We start from the raw sequence: 13,858 nt of genomic DNA, 5'->3' as shown, positions 1-13,858 counted from the left end.
ATCCCTCCCCGCTTTTGCTGCGCGACGCCGTTAAGCACGGCGCCACGCCATTGCCAGAGCCTGCCGGGCGCCTGTGAAACGTTGTGAAAATAATCCGCGTCGGCTGTTCTTCACGGCGCAGGCTGATACTGTTCCAACGCCCAACATATATTGAACAGCGCAATACTCTTCGTTCAGCCGGGTTGCCCACGCGACTATTCCAGTGCCCTGCCCATGATCGGATCGAGTTTGTGTGCATGTCGTTGCCATTCACATCACTAACGTCCAACAGGAATTGCACGTATGTCCTTGAACCCCGTCGCCAACCCCGATTCGTCCGTGCCGCCTGCCGGTGCCCCCGGCGCGCGAGCACGCTTCGCCCAGGTGCTCAAGACCCGCGAACGCGAGGCTGTGCAATACCGCCCCGCCACCGCCGACGAAAAAGCCCCGGCGCTGGGCGACTTCGCCAGCATCGAAAAACCCGGCACGGTGGCAGCGGACACGGTGCGATTTACCACGCGCGACGGTGAGGCGGTGATCGTCTACAAATCCACCAGCCCGGCCCTGTATCAACAGGTGGTGGACGTGCAGCCGAAAATCCAGGGCGTGGTCGCCAGCCTGGAAGCCGGCTACAGCCTGGCTGCCAGCGACGCAGCAGCACCCGACACCTTGGGCGGATACGCGCGTATCGGTGCGCCTGACGAAGTCGGCCCGGGGCTGATCCGCTTCGAGACCAGCGACGGCAAGAAGGTCATCGTCGATCAACAGACCAGCCCCGATCTGTTCACCCAGGTCAGCGATGACTACAAGGCGCTGTCGGGGGTGTCGGCCAGCCAGAAGGAAGGCTACCGAATCGCCAACGCCGACGATCAGCCGCCCGCCAAGCTCGGCGACTTCGCCCTCGTCGGGCCGCCGGACGAGACCGGTCCGGGGGTGATTCGCTATGTCACTCAAAGCGGCGAAAAGGTGGTGGTCAGCGAGCGCGACAACCCGACGCTTTTTCAGGCCGTCAAGGACGCCTACGCCAGCCTCACCGGCTTGAGCGCCAGCGAGGCCGATGGCTACCGCCGCGCGGGCGACAACGAGGTGTGGCCGCCGGTGATGAACACCACGGTCGGGCCGCCCGACGAGGCGGGGCCGGGCACCATCCGTTATGAGCACGACGGCCAGAAGGTCGTGGTAGCCCGCGATGACAATCCGCAGCTGTTCGACTATCTGGTGTCGGTCCAGCAGGTGGTCACCGACCCCGGCAAGCGCGCAGCACTGGAGCAGGCCGTCAACGGCGGCGAGACCCTGGCCGATCGCAATACGCCGCTGCCCAAGCTCAACGACATCGTCAATTTCGGCTGGATCGAAGGCCAGGAGGACAACCAGCTCAGCTACCAGACCCAGGACGGCCAGCACATCGTGGTGTCCCGCGAGCTGACCCCAGACCTCTTCGAGCAGGTCAAGAGCGTCAAGGAGGCCTGGGGTTCGATCCATGACAGCGAAGCAGAAGGCTACAAGCTGGCAGGTGCCAATGACTTCCTGAAAAATCAGGACATGACCTTCGGCTCACCCGACGAGCTCGGCAACGGCCTGATTCGCTATGAGAACGCTGATGGCAAGTTCATCGTCTCCAAGGACGTCAACCCGCAACTGTACGACCAGGTGGTCGCCAAATGGGAAGCCTCCACCGCTGGCTCCGTGGACGATACCCGCGCCAAGTACAACCTGCCCAGCGACACCGACCTGAACATCATCGACAAAGGCACCGGGGTCAAATCCGATGAAGACGATGACAGCTCGCCGGAGCTGACCGTCGGCGAACTGGCCACCAAGGAATTGATCGACCAGTATCGCGCCGGCGTCGAGGACGGCTCCATCGCCAAGGATGATCCGCGCGCCAAGCTGGTCCGCGCCATCGAAGCCCAGGCCGCCTACCAGAATGGCCGTGGCCTGACCGGCTACGAGGAAACTCCCGGCGCGTTCGGCGGTACCTGGCGCGAGTTCGACGATCATCAAACCGAACTGACCTCGGCCGACATGCACGACATCATCGACGGCAACAAGCTGCAGGAACAGCTGTCGACGCTGTTCGCCGACCCTACCGTGCAGGCCGACTACAAGAGCAAAATGGACGACGCCCTGAGCCATGTCGGCAACAAGGACGAGATCAAGCAAAAGCTGCTGGACCTGACGTCCAACCCCGATTACATCCTCTACCTCAAGGACCTGCAGGCGCAGGGCAAGGGTCACGAAGCCCAGCAGGATCTGAGCAATACCTTATCGCAGTTGTCGTTGCTCGACCCGCAGGCCGCCGCCAAGGCCGCGCAGTCGATCCAGGCCGATGGCTTGACCAGCGACCTCGACGACCTGATGGCCGACCCGAGCAAGATCTCCGACGAGAACAAGGAACTGGCTACCAAGGACCTGTTCGGCCTGCTCAAAGGCGTGCTCAAGGGCGAGCTGGTGGACCTGCCGCGGCGCACCCAGGAAACCATCGAGAAGTTTCTCGAAGAAGGTCTGAACGACAAGCAGAAGTCTTCGGCGGTGACCAAGGCGCTGGAAGAGCTCGGCGAGGTGTACAAGAGCAAGGGTTCGATCAGCCAGGCCGACCTCGATACCGCGCTGTCCAAGCCGTACATCCCGATCGCCGACCGCGGCACCCTGGGCCAGGTGTTCAGCACCCTCAACAGCAAAGGCGTACTCGGTTCGGTGGGCGCCAGCGTCAACCTCTTTTCCGGGATTTACCAATTGGTGGGCCAGGGCGGCAAGCTCGGCGAGACACCCTTGCAGCGGCTCTCGGTGGCCAAGGACTTCATCAGCTTTGCTGGCGCCTCGGGGCAGTTCGTGCGCCTCGGCGACCATATCGCTACGGCCCTGGGCAAGGGCGGGCTGGTGGAGTTCCTCGGGCTCGACAAGACGGTGCCTGAAATCTGGGGCAAGGGCGGCATCCAGGAGCCCAAGTTCGAATTCGAGACTGACAAGCTGCCGGCTGACATGAAAGCCAAGATCACCTCGGCGCTGGATTCGGTGGCCAGTTACAAATACGGCGATGTGTCTTCGGTGCTCGGTGATGGCGCAGGCGGCTCGGCAGCGGAAAAATCGGCGTTCTCAGGGATCAGCCAGACGTTGGATGATGCAGTCAGCGCCGCCGGTGGCAGCAAGCTCGCCGCAGGCACCGCTGGGCGTATCGCCGGATCCGTGGTCAAGGTGCTGGGCCCGGCAACCGACCTGGTGGGTGGCTTCGCCGATATCGTCCTCGGTGCCTTCACCATCAAAAGCGGCATCGACAGCGGCGACCCACTGGCCAAGGCTTCCGGCGGGCTACAGATCGCCTCAGGGGCTTTTGGCGCTTCGGCTGGGGTGCTCGGCGCAGCGGGCCTGATCGGCGCTGGCGGTGCGGCCGCCGCGGCACTGACCGGGCCGTTCTTTTTGGTCGGGGTGGTGCTGGCGGTGGTGGGCGGTATCATCGGGTACTTCGTCGACCACAACAAAAAACAGAAGGCCAGCGAGCACGAAAACGACTGGTACCGCGACCTGGCAGCGGACGGCCTGCTGCAAGACAACTGGGGCGACAAGGTCGAGTACGCGCATTATTCGATCTACAACTACGGCGGCCGCGAAGCACCGGACGACGATAGCCTGTTCCGCTTCCAGGGCGCCGAATGGCAGCACTTCGACGAAACGCCGCAGAAGGGAGGCTCGTCGAGTAACCGCCTTGATGACGACCTGCATGTGGATTATGGCGACAAGCCCGAGAGCAGCGACACCAAGGAAAAGCCCGAAACCGGACCTGGCTCGTCGGGCTGGAGTGGATCCAAGGTCTGAGATAAATCCGGGGGGCTGCCCAAGCCCTTTGGACGCTTTCGCGGGTAAAGCCCGCCGGCGCTCACCCCTGGATCGCTTCCAGCAACCGCGCCTGTCGCACCGCCAACGCCTGCGCCTGATCAAGGTCGATCAAGGCAAAACGCACGCTGTCCCCCGGCAAGCGCTGCGCCAGCAACGGCAAGTCGACACTGGCGACATGAGCGATCTTCGGGTAGCCGCCGGTGGTTTGCCGGTCGGCCATCAACACGATCGGCTGACCACTGGGAGGTACCTGCACTGTCCCGAAGGGCACCGCCTCGGAGAGCAGTTCCAGTGGCGCCAGCAACGTCAGCGGCGCCCCAGCCAGGCGATAGCCCATGCGTTCCGAGTCGTTGCCAATGCGATAGACGCTATCGACCAGCGCCCGCTGCGCCTCGGCGCTGAACGCCGACCATTCACGCCCCGGCAGGAGGCGTATCGGCCGCTCGCCGGCACTCAGCGGATCGACCTGCAGCGCCGCCGGAATCTGCACCCGTGGCGCGTTGCGAAAACTCGACGCCAACGCCAGCCTGTCACCCGCTACCAACTCGCGGCCCTGTACGCCGCCCAACCCACCACGGCGAAAGGTACTGCGGCTGCCCAGCACCGCTGGCACCCGGTAGCCGCCCTGCACGGCCAGATAAGCGCGGGCGCCATGCACACGCTTGCCGAAGTCCAGCACCGTGCCTGCCTCTATCCTCACCGCTTGCCCCGGTGGCAACGGCACGCCATCGAGGCGAGCGCCCAGGTCGGCACCGGCGATCGCCAGCAGGCAAGCGCTGTCGAAGCGCAACGTCGGCCCCTGGAGCGTCACTTCCAGGCTGCTGCATTCGAGCGTGTTGCCAACCAACACGTTGGCCAGGCCATGGGCCAAGGCGTCCATCGGCCCGTTGACCGGCACGCCGAGGTGTTGATAGCCCAGCCTGCCGACATCCTGGACGGTGCTGCACAACCCCGCACGGACCACCAGAATACTCATGGCTGTGCCTCGGCCTGCAGGACCTCGAAGGTCGCGCTGTCGATGGCGACGAAGCGCACCTGATCACCGCTTTGCAGCCGGCACGGTGGCTGATGCTCGGCATTGAACATCGCCAGCGGCGTGCGGCCGATCAGGTGCCAGCCGCCCGGCGAATCGACCGGGTAGACGTTGGTCTGGCGGTTGGCGAGGCCGACGCTGCCGCGGGGCACAAGGGTGCGCGGCACGCTGCGCCGCGGCGGGTTGAGCACCGGATCGAGGATGCCGATATAGGGATGCCCCGGCGTAAAACCGACCATCAGTACATCAAGCCAATCACGGCTGTGCAGCGCGATCAACTGCTCGGCCGACACCCCGCACGCCTGTGCGGTGGCATGCAGATCAGGCCCGTACTCGCCGCCATAGCACATGGGAATTTCGATCCGCCTGGGCGCCACCGCAGGAGCGCTGCCCTGCTCGGCCAGCAACTGTTCTATCTGCCTGAGCAGCGCGGCATAGGGCGTTGCAACGCCGGCCGGCACAGGGATGTGCTCCGGCCGATAGTGCACCCCCACCGTGACCATGCCGGGCACGATATCGGTCAGCCCGACCAGGCGGCCGAGGTCGCGGGCATGGTTGAGCGCTGCTGCCGCCGAGGCGGCCTGGCGGTTGGCATGAAGACTAAGCACGCTGGCGAATTCCAGCACCAGACAGCTATCGCCCGAGGGTGCCGCGTGCCACTTGAAAGAATCGCTCATCGAGTACCTGTACGCCGAATCAGCAAGGGACGTGTCACTGCGCTTGCAGTATCTGCGCAAAACTGTGCGGGTCGACGTTGCCCCCCGACAGCACCACCGCTGCCGTGCGCCCCTCCAATGCCAGCTTGCCGGACAGCAGCGCCGCCAGTGCCACCGCGCCGCCCGGCTCGACCACCAGCTTGAGGTGCTCGAAGGCGAACGCCATGGCCTGGCGTGCTTCGTCATCGCTGACGCCCAAGGCGCCGGTCAGTTGACGACTATTGACCGCGAAGGTCAATTCGCCTGGCATCGGGCTCAACAGCGAATCGCAGATCGACCGTACCTCGCTGGGGTTGCCGACGCGCACGCCCTGAGCCAGCGAACGGGCGGTGTCGTCGAAGTCGCGGGGTTCGACCGCGTAGACTTCGATATCGGGGTGATGGGCCTTGAGCGCCGTACCGAGGCCGGCAATCAAGCCGCCGCCACCGCAAGGCGAGAGCAGCACATCGATGCGCTGCTCACCGGCCTGCTGGACGATCTCCAGCGCCGCAGTACCTTGCCCGGCCATGATCAGCGGATCGTCGAATGGCTTGACCGTGACAGCTCCCGACTCGCTCGCCAGTCGCGCGGCGATGGCTTCGCGGTCTTCGGTGTAGCGATCGAACAGCACCACCCGGGCACCGTACTCGCGGGTCCGTTGAATCTTGATCTGCGGGGCATCGGCGGGCATCAGAATGGTGGCCTGGAGACCCAGCAGGCGCGCCGCATAGGCGACGCCCTGAGCGTGGTTGCCGGACGAGAACGCCAACACACCACGCTGGCGTTGCTCGGGGGTCAGGCTGGAGAGCTTGTTGAAGGCACCGCGAAACTTGAACGAACCGGTGAGCTGCAGCACCTCCGGTTTGATCAGTACCCGGGCCCCGCAACGCTCGTTGAGCACGGCTGATTCCAGCAGTGGCGTGCGTATGGCGTGGCCGTCGAGGCGCTGGGCAGCGAGTTCGATATCCGCAAGGGTGACAACGCGATCCATGGTCGAGCTCCGATGGGGGTAGGCGATGAGGAGGTGCAAAGGCGCAGGATAACCTGAAGCCGTCAAAGGCCGACAGGCACAGATTACCCCTGCAGACACCATACACATCACATCGGCGGAGCCACTCGGACTGGCGTGGCCTCACTCCACCCCATGCTCCTCGGCAAAATCGCTCAGCAGATCATCGCGCAACGCGATGAACACGCTGTCGCTGCGCCGCCGCGGACGCGGCAGGTCGACGTCCAGCACCCGGCGGATGCGCCCAGGATGGGGCTGCATGACCACCACGCGATCGCCGAGGAACACCGCTTCGTCGACATCGTGGGTGACCAGCACCATGGTGATGCGCTCCTGAGCCCAGATGCGCTGCAGTTCGTTCTGCAGTCGATTGCGGGTCAGGGCGTCAAGGGCGCCGAAGGGCTCGTCGAGCAGCAACACCCGAGGCCGGTTGACCAGCCCGCGGGCGATCGCCACGCGCTGGGCCATGCCCCCCGACAGTTGCCGGGGATAGGCCTGGGCGAAACTCTCCAGCCCCACCAAGGCAATGTGCTCGCGTACGCTGTCCTGCTTCTGCTGGGCCGACAGCGGTGCATTCTTGAGGCCCACCGCGACGTTCTGCTCGACGGTCAGCCACGGGAACAAGCGATGATCCTGGAACACGATGCCGCGCTCCAGCCCTGTGCCGCTGATGGCTGCGCCATCGAGCAGGATGCGCCCCTGATAGTCGCCATCCAGGCCGAGAATCAGGCGCAACAGCGTCGACTTGCCGCAACCGCTGGCGCCGACGATGCTGATGAACTCTCCGGGCGCGATGTCCAGGTCGATGTCCTCCAGTACCTGCAGAGCGGCGGCATTGCCGCGTTGCGCGTTGAACTGCTTGCTGATGTGCTGCAGGGACAGGCCGTTGGCGGGCATAGCGCGAAACCTCGATCAGAATGGAAAGACTTTATTCGGCGCTGCCGTAACGCCGTTGCAAACGACGCTCCAGCGCTCGAGCCAGAGCGTTGAGGGTCCAGCCCACCACACCGATGACGACCATGCCGAACAGCACCAGGTCCATGCGAAAATGCTCGCTGCCATCGATCAGCAGATTGCCCACGCCCTCCCCCGACACCAGCAGGTATTCGGCGCCGATGGTGGCGAGCCAGGCGTACACCAATGCCAGGTAGATGCCGGTGAAGATCGACGGCAAGGCGGCGGGCAGCAGCACACCGATGATGGTCTGCCAGCGGCTGAAGCCATACACCCGCGCCACTTCGAGCAAGCCCGGCGGCACGTTGCGCAGGCCGTCGCAGGTGTTGACCACCACCGGCACCAGCGCCGCCAGCGACAGGAATACCACCTTGGACACATCGCCCAGGCCGAACCACACCGAGATCAGCGGGATCCAGGCGAACAGCGACACTTGCTTGAAGGTATTGAAGCTCGGCCCCACCAGCCGCTCGAACAACGGCGACAGACCCAGCACGCAACCGAGGATCAAGCCCAGGCTGGTGCCGATGGCAAAACCACTGACATCCCGCGCCAGACTCGCCCCCAGGCCACGCCAGAACGGCAGCGAACCAAGCTGATCCCAGGCCGTTTCGAGCACCGTAGCAGGCGACACCAGCAGGCCCGACTGACTCCAGCCCTGTTGCACCGCCAGCCACCAGACCAGTACGGCCACCACCGGCACGACCAGGCCGCGATAATCGCGCGTTCTCACCGCGCTCATGCCAGACGCCCCGCGACCGGTGCGGCGCCGGTGTGCAAACGCCGTTGCAGCAAGTCGAAACTGCGATCGATCAGCCAGCCGATGGCGCCGACGACGACTACCGACGCCATCACCAGATCCAGCTGGAACAGTTGGCGGCCGTAGACGATCAGGTAACCCAGGCCTTCGCTGGACGCCACCAGCTCGACCACCACCAGCGACAACCAAGCCTTGGTAAAGCCCAGGCGCAGACCGGTGAACAGGGTCGGCAGCGCGGCCGGCAGTACCACATGGGTAATGCTCTGCCGACGGCTGAAGCCATAGACCCGGCTGACTTCCAACAGCCCCGCGGGCGCCTGCCGGAATGCCTGCAAGGTGCACAGCGTGACCGGCACCAGCGCCGCATGGGCGATGAGTGCGTATTTGAGCGGCTCGCCGATACCGAAGATCAGCAAAGCAAAGGGCAACCAACCCAGGATGGGGATCTGCACCAAGGCATTGAACGTAGGCAGCAGGTAAGCCTCGACGGTCCGCGACAGCCCCATGCTCACACCGATCAAGGTACCCAGTCCGGCGCCCACGGCAAAACCGATCAGCACCCGTTGCAGGCTGGCACTGGTGTTGAGCCACAGATCGCCGCTGGTGGCGAGGTCGGTGAGCGTCTGCCAGACATAGGCCGGTGGCGGCAGCACTTGCGCCGACAACCAGCCACGATCGGCGCCCAGGGCCCACAGGCCAAGCAGTGTCAACGGCAGCAACCACGGCAACGCGAAGTAGATCGGCCGCGCATGCCACAGTGGGCGACGCGCCCGGCTATGACTGTTGGCCGGTTTGGCCGCAGCGGTATCAAGCGGCTGCGCCGTTGCGTTGCGCGGTGTCACTGGCAGAGTCTGGATCTGCGCGGCACGTTCCCGAGGGTGTGCCGGCAGATGCCCGGCGGTCGCTGAATGAGCACTGCTGGCCATGGCTTATTCCCCTTTCTTGGTGTCGACACTCGCGGCGGCCAGATTGGCGGCGGGTTGTTTGCCGTCAGCCGCATAGGCGGTCCAGAATTTCTCCAGGCCCTTTTTCTTCAAGGCATTGTCCAGATAGCGAGTGTCGAACCAGCCATCGATGCTCACGGGCCGGCGGATCAGTTTTTCCTCCAGCGACTGCTGAGCCACCAAGGCGTAACGGCCGCGGACGAAATCATCGATCAGGGGCGAGGCACTGTCGCGCAGCGAGAGGCCATTGAAGTCGGCCTTGATCGATGCGATGGGTTCCTGCGTCTTCGCCCATTCGGTAATCACCGCGTCACGGTTGCCTTCGTTGGAGGCCCATTGCGCGGCGTCCACCAGGGTATCGACGACCTTCTGCACTTGTTCCTGGTGAGACTTCTCGTAGTCGCCGCGCACCAGCAACGCGGCCTGACGCGTGTAGCGCGGGTCGTTCTCGGCATTGTCGTAGATGATATCGACCAGCCCTTCGTCGCGCAGCTTGAACAGCTCGCGGCCACCGAAACCGGCATCCACACCCTTGGCCGCGAGGGCCGCCAGGTTGCTGCCGGAGTCGAGGTTGATGATTTTCAGGTCGCGTTCCTTGAGGCCGTGGGCGGCCAGCAGGTTGTCCGCGACCAGTTGCAGGTTGGTCCCGCGAAACAGCCCGACTTTCTTGTCCTTGAGGTCCTCGATGGTCTTGATCGGCGAGCCCTTGGGCACCGCCAGATAGACCCTGGAACGCACCCCGGCCGCCGCCAGCAGCTTGGTGTCAAGACCATTGGCGCGGGCCACCACCTGCGGCATGTCGCCTTCATAGGCGAAATCCAGTTGCTTGTTGGACAGCGCTTCGTTGACCGCAGGCCCCGCGCCCTTGAAGAAGAACCACTGCACCTCGGTATCGGTGCCGGCGAAAGCCTTCTCCAGCAGTTGCTGATTGCGCAGGATGCTCACCGAGGAGCCACTAAAGGTCACTGGCTCGCCGCCGCCCGCCGAGGCCACGCCGATGCGCAGCACCTCGGCCTCGGCCTGGCCTGCCAGCAACGCAATCGCCAGCCCCAGCAATGCTCGGGTGTTTCGTTTCTTGCCATGATTCAACGACGGCTTGCGCACTGACATCGATAAGCTCCATCCAACGATTGAGGGTGTGGCGTTACGCAGCCAGATGCTTCTTATCGGCTTCGGTCTTCGGTGAACGGGTTTCCGGCGTCGGCTTGAGGGCCTGGCTGGGACGACCGTCGACGCCGACCGGCACATCGCCGTCGATGGTGGTGCGGCGCACGATGCGCTGGGCGTTGCCGTAATCGTTGATGGCGATATGTTGCGTGGCGCGGTTGTCCCAGATCACCACGTCGCCTTCCTGCCAGCGCCAGCGCACGGTGTTGTCGAGGTGAGTGATACGCTCATGAAACAAACGCACGAGTTGTTTGGAGTCGTGGGAGCTGACGCCCTGAATATGTTTGACGAAGTGCCCGAGGATCAAACTTCTTTCACCGGTTTGCGGGTGCACGCGAACCAATGGATGTTCGGTTTCATACACTTCAGCGGCAAATTCGGTACGGTAACGCTTGGCGCCATCTTCCTGGGTATCGCGCGGCACCGCGTAATCATAAATATTGCTGTGTACCGCGCGCAGGCTGTCGGCCAGAACTTTCAAGGGCGTTGGCAAGTCGGCATACGCAGCAGCAGTGTTGGCCCAGACGGTGTCGCCACCGTAAGGCGGAATCACCACACCGCGCAGGATCGAAATCTTTGGATAGTTGGCCACGAACGTGACGTCGGTGTGCCAGGAGTTGGCACGGGTTTCCTTGGCATCCAGGTGCAGGATGGCCGTGCTCTTCTCGGCTGAGCGCACGGTGGGATGGGGCACCTGGTCACCGAAGCGACGGGAAAAGGCTTCATGTTGCGAATCATCGAGATGTTGATCGCGAAAGAACAACACCTTGAACTTCAATAAAGCCTGCTCAATGGTGTTGAAGTCATCATCGGACAACTTTTCATCCAACTTCACACCGCTCAAGGCAGCGCCAATTTTACCAGCCACGGGATTGATCTGTATCGCCACGGTGCAACTCCTGAGTCAGGGTTTGTTGTGGGAGCGATCATAAAGACATAAAACCGAGGTTGGCTAATCACCGTTTTGCATAACTATAGACTTGGCACAAGCGACAGCCGTCTCTAGGCCGGCAAGCCTTTCCCTACGTGCCAGTCAATAAACCTGTTTTCAGTGCGGGGACAGAGCGTGCTCGCGAAGAGGTCGGCACGGCATGCAAGAACATCAGTTACTTCATTTAACGCTAACTCTATAACCAAACTGTTATTGCCGAATTATCAAACTTCGGCAATAACGGCTATAAGCATCTACAGGCAAGTCGCCAGAGCGGCAATCATCTGTTGTTTGGCAGGGGTATCGCTGTAGGCGAAAAAGTCGACCTGGGCACCGGCGCCGGCAGGGCTGACATCGGCCAGGTACTCGTTGTCACGGGTATAGACCGTCAGCCCGCCTTTGGCGCCAGGCTGGGTGTAGGCTGCCAGGTCCGCGCCGACCAGCGCCGGGTTCTGCCACGACACCGCGATGCACTGGGCGACATCCGCCGCCGCACGCTTGCCGGTGAAGCTGGCGACCACACCCCGCTCACGCACCGATGACATCGAGTGCAGCGCGCAGCCACCCAAGGTAGCCAGCGCCAGTGCCATCGCCGTTGCCTGTGTCAGAACCCGCATGCTGGAAATCCTTGCTGAAAAAGGAAAGGATTCTATGCCAGATCGCCCCTGGCAAGCACGCGCTCGACCACTTCGCGGCGGGTCGCCAGGGACGCGGCGGTCTTGCTGTGCGCAATCGCCAATACATCTGCCGGGGCGGTGTGCGGGCTGCCGCTGTCGAACGGCGGCGCCGGAGCGTACTCCAGCGCCAGTTGCAGCACCTGGGCGGCCTGCTCGCCCACCAGTTCCGCCGCCATCACCAGGCCGAAATCGATCCCGGCGGTGATGCCGCCACCGGTGATCAGGTTGCCGTCGCGCACCACCCGCTCCTGCACCGGGATGGCCCCCAGCGGCGCGAGCAATTCATGGTAGGCCCAGTGGGTGGTCGCGCGGCGACCCTTGAGCAGCCCGGCAGCGCCCAGCACCAGGGATCCGGTGCACACCGAGGTCACGTAACGTGCAGTGGCGGCCTGAGCGCGCAAAAAAGCCAGCGTCTGAGGATCTTCCATCAACGGCCCGACCCCGGCACCGCCCGGTACGCACAGCACATCCAGCGGTGGGCAAGCGTCCATCAAGGTGTCGGGCGTCAGGACCAGGCCGCTGCTCGAACGCAGCGGTGCCAGGTCCTTCCAGATCAGATGCACGGTCACATCCGGCAACGACGCGAGCACGTCATACGGGCCGGTCAGGTCGAGTTGCTGGATGTTGGGGAACAGCAGGAAACCGATATGGGTGGTCATGGCGAAGCTCCTAGGGAACAGCATCTGAGGATGACGGTAGACGAGACCCACTCTAGCGACGTAGGCTCTGGCGCATCCGCCAACCTACCCTCGGATCACGCCAAATGTCCCCTCGCCCGCGTATCGTCGATGTGCTCGCCTTCCCTAACGCACAAGTGCTGGATGTGACCGGGCCATTGCAAGTGTTTGCCTCGGCCAACGATCTGGCGCGTCAGCAGGGCCAGGCGTTGCCCTATGCGGTGCAGGTGATCGCGGCCCAGGCTGATCCGGTGATGACCTCCTGCGGCCTGGCATTGGTGGCGGCCCCCCTGCCCGCCAGCGACGCGCCCTGCGACACCTTGATCATCGCCGGTGGCTGGGGCGTCTACGAGGCGGCCTGCACCGTAGACCTGGTGGCCTGGGTGCGCGAACGCGCGCCGCACTGCCGGCGCATGACCTCGGTGTGCACCGGGGCTTTTCTGCTGGCTGCCAGCGGCGTGCTGGACGGGCGCCGCGTGGCCACCCACTGGACCCGTTGCGAGCAGTTGGCGCGCACTTACCCGGCCTTGAAGGTCGAAGCCAACCCGATCTTCATTCATGACGGCCCGGTATGGACGTCGGCAGGTGTGACGGCGGGTATCGACCTGGCCTTGGCACTGGTCGAGGCCGATCTGGGCCGCGGTGTGGCCTTGGAGGTGGCCCGGCATCTAGTGGTGTTCCTCAAGCGCCCGGGCGGCCAGGCGCAGTTCAGCAACACGCTGGCGTTGCAGCAGGACGACAGCCGCTTCGGCGAACTGCACAGCTGGATTGCCGAACACCTGACCCATGATCTGTCGGTGACCACCCTGGCGGCGCAGGCGGGCATGAGCGAGCGCAGTTTCGTGCGCCATTACCGCAGCGCCACCGGCCAGACCCCGGCTCGTGCCATCGAAGCCTTGCGCCTGGAAGCCGCGCGCCGGCTGCTGGCCGAGACCGTCCTGCCGGTCAAGCGCGTGGCCAGCCAATGTGGGTTTGGCAGCGAAGAGACGTTGCGGCGCGCGTTTGTGCGGAGCATGGACATCACCCCGGTGGAGTACCGCGAGCGGTTTGCGCTCGAAGCTTGAAGCTTGAAGCCTGAAGCCTGAAGCCTGAAGCCTGAAGCCTGAAGCCTGAAGCACTGTATACCCATACAGATAAAACTTGCCCAACCCGCCGTTTTTACTCATCCTGTGCATTCCGCTCCCCTGACAGCGATTGC

At 63.8% G+C, this 13,858-nt stretch carries 12 protein-coding genes; 2 read left to right on the top strand and 10 right to left on the bottom strand.

The annotated features are described in order from the left end of the window. The first annotated feature begins 282 nt into the window (after positions 1–282). Positions 283–3,792 carry a hypothetical protein gene (locus tag LIX93_RS01585; protein ID WP_226502265.1) on the top strand — a complete coding sequence of 1,170 codons (3,510 nt, stop codon included), beginning with the start codon at positions 283–285 and terminating at the stop codon, positions 3,790–3,792. 61 nt (positions 3,793–3,853) lie between these two features. Here LIX93_RS01585 and LIX93_RS01580 read toward each other — a convergent pair whose 3' ends face one another. The 10 genes from LIX93_RS01580 to LIX93_RS01535 form a co-directional block, all read right to left on the bottom strand. Beyond that, positions 3,854–4,789 carry a biotin-dependent carboxyltransferase family protein gene (locus tag LIX93_RS01580; protein WP_226502264.1) on the bottom strand — a complete coding sequence of 312 codons (936 nt, stop codon included), beginning with the start codon at positions 4,787–4,789 and terminating at the stop codon, positions 3,854–3,856. Then, positions 4,786–5,523: a 5-oxoprolinase subunit PxpB gene (pxpB, locus tag LIX93_RS01575; protein ID WP_226502263.1), complete on the bottom strand. Its 738-nt coding sequence runs from the start codon at positions 5,521–5,523 to the stop codon at positions 4,786–4,788. The genes LIX93_RS01580 and pxpB overlap by 4 nt, the downstream gene beginning before the upstream one ends. A 34-nt stretch (positions 5,524–5,557) precedes the next feature. Then, positions 5,558–6,532, bottom strand: coding sequence for a threonine/serine dehydratase (locus LIX93_RS01570; RefSeq protein WP_226502262.1), 975 nt, complete (start codon positions 6,530–6,532; stop codon positions 5,558–5,560). 141 nt (positions 6,533–6,673) lie between these two features. Next, complete coding sequence (locus tag LIX93_RS01565) at positions 6,674–7,447, bottom strand: ABC transporter ATP-binding protein (RefSeq protein ID WP_226502261.1); 774 nt, start codon at positions 7,445–7,447, stop codon at positions 6,674–6,676. 31 nt (positions 7,448–7,478) lie between these two features. After that, complete coding sequence (locus LIX93_RS01560; protein ID WP_226502260.1) at positions 7,479–8,246, bottom strand: ABC transporter permease; 768 nt, start codon at positions 8,244–8,246, stop codon at positions 7,479–7,481. Further along, the gene (locus LIX93_RS01555) at positions 8,243–9,190 is read right to left on the bottom strand and encodes an ABC transporter permease (RefSeq protein ID WP_226502259.1); all 948 of its coding nucleotides are present in this window, start codon (positions 9,188–9,190) and stop codon (positions 8,243–8,245) included. The genes LIX93_RS01560 and LIX93_RS01555 overlap by 4 nt, the downstream gene beginning before the upstream one ends. A 3-nt stretch (positions 9,191–9,193) precedes the next feature. Continuing rightward, positions 9,194–10,318: an ABC transporter substrate-binding protein gene (locus LIX93_RS01550; protein WP_226502258.1), complete on the bottom strand. Its 1,125-nt coding sequence runs from the start codon at positions 10,316–10,318 to the stop codon at positions 9,194–9,196. 34 nt (positions 10,319–10,352) lie between these two features. After that, positions 10,353–11,264, bottom strand: coding sequence for a TauD/TfdA family dioxygenase (locus LIX93_RS01545; protein WP_226502257.1), 912 nt, complete (start codon positions 11,262–11,264; stop codon positions 10,353–10,355). Between the two features lie 296 nt (positions 11,265–11,560). Continuing rightward, on the bottom strand, positions 11,561–11,923 hold the full coding sequence (locus LIX93_RS01540; RefSeq protein ID WP_226502256.1) for a hypothetical protein: 363 nt from the start codon (positions 11,921–11,923) through the stop codon (positions 11,561–11,563). Positions 11,924–11,955: 32 nt separating this feature from the next. Then, positions 11,956–12,642, bottom strand: a complete 687-nt coding sequence (locus LIX93_RS01535) for a DJ-1/PfpI family protein (RefSeq protein WP_226502255.1) — start codon at positions 12,640–12,642, stop codon at positions 11,956–11,958. 104 nt (positions 12,643–12,746) lie between these two features. Here LIX93_RS01535 and LIX93_RS01530 point away from each other — a divergent pair, with 104 nt between their 5' ends. Continuing rightward, positions 12,747–13,724, top strand: a complete 978-nt coding sequence (locus LIX93_RS01530) for a GlxA family transcriptional regulator (protein WP_226502254.1) — start codon at positions 12,747–12,749, stop codon at positions 13,722–13,724. The last annotated feature ends 134 nt before the right edge of the window (positions 13,725–13,858 follow it).

The sequence above is a fragment of the Pseudomonas sp. MWU16-30317 genome (genome assembly GCF_020515695.1).
GTDB lineage: Bacteria > Pseudomonadota > Gammaproteobacteria > Pseudomonadales > Pseudomonadaceae > Aquipseudomonas.
This window is presented reverse-complemented; position numbering and strand designations above follow the sequence as displayed.

Excerpts from the sequence above, each read along its gene's own strand:
- LIX93_RS01585 (WP_226502265.1), top strand. The coding sequence starts at position 283 with ATGTCCTTGAACCCCGTCGCCAACCCCGATTCGTCCGTGCCGCCTGCC.
- LIX93_RS01580 (WP_226502264.1), bottom strand. The coding sequence starts at position 4,789 with ATGAGTATTCTGGTGGTCCGTGCGGGGTTGTGCAGCACCGTCCAGGAT.
- pxpB (WP_226502263.1), bottom strand. The coding sequence starts at position 5,523 with ATGAGCGATTCTTTCAAGTGGCACGCGGCACCCTCGGGCGATAGCTGT.
- LIX93_RS01570 (WP_226502262.1), bottom strand. The coding sequence starts at position 6,532 with ATGGATCGCGTTGTCACCCTTGCGGATATCGAACTCGCTGCCCAGCGC.
- LIX93_RS01565 (WP_226502261.1), bottom strand. The coding sequence starts at position 7,447 with ATGCCCGCCAACGGCCTGTCCCTGCAGCACATCAGCAAGCAGTTCAAC.
- LIX93_RS01560 (WP_226502260.1), bottom strand. The coding sequence starts at position 8,246 with ATGAGCGCGGTGAGAACGCGCGATTATCGCGGCCTGGTCGTGCCGGTG.
- LIX93_RS01555 (WP_226502259.1), bottom strand. The coding sequence starts at position 9,190 with ATGGCCAGCAGTGCTCATTCAGCGACCGCCGGGCATCTGCCGGCACAC.
- LIX93_RS01550 (WP_226502258.1), bottom strand. The coding sequence starts at position 10,318 with ATGTCAGTGCGCAAGCCGTCGTTGAATCATGGCAAGAAACGAAACACC.
- LIX93_RS01540 (WP_226502256.1), bottom strand. The coding sequence starts at position 11,923 with ATGCGGGTTCTGACACAGGCAACGGCGATGGCACTGGCGCTGGCTACC.
- LIX93_RS01535 (WP_226502255.1), bottom strand. The coding sequence starts at position 12,642 with ATGACCACCCATATCGGTTTCCTGCTGTTCCCCAACATCCAGCAACTC.
- LIX93_RS01530 (WP_226502254.1), top strand. The coding sequence starts at position 12,747 with ATGTCCCCTCGCCCGCGTATCGTCGATGTGCTCGCCTTCCCTAACGCA.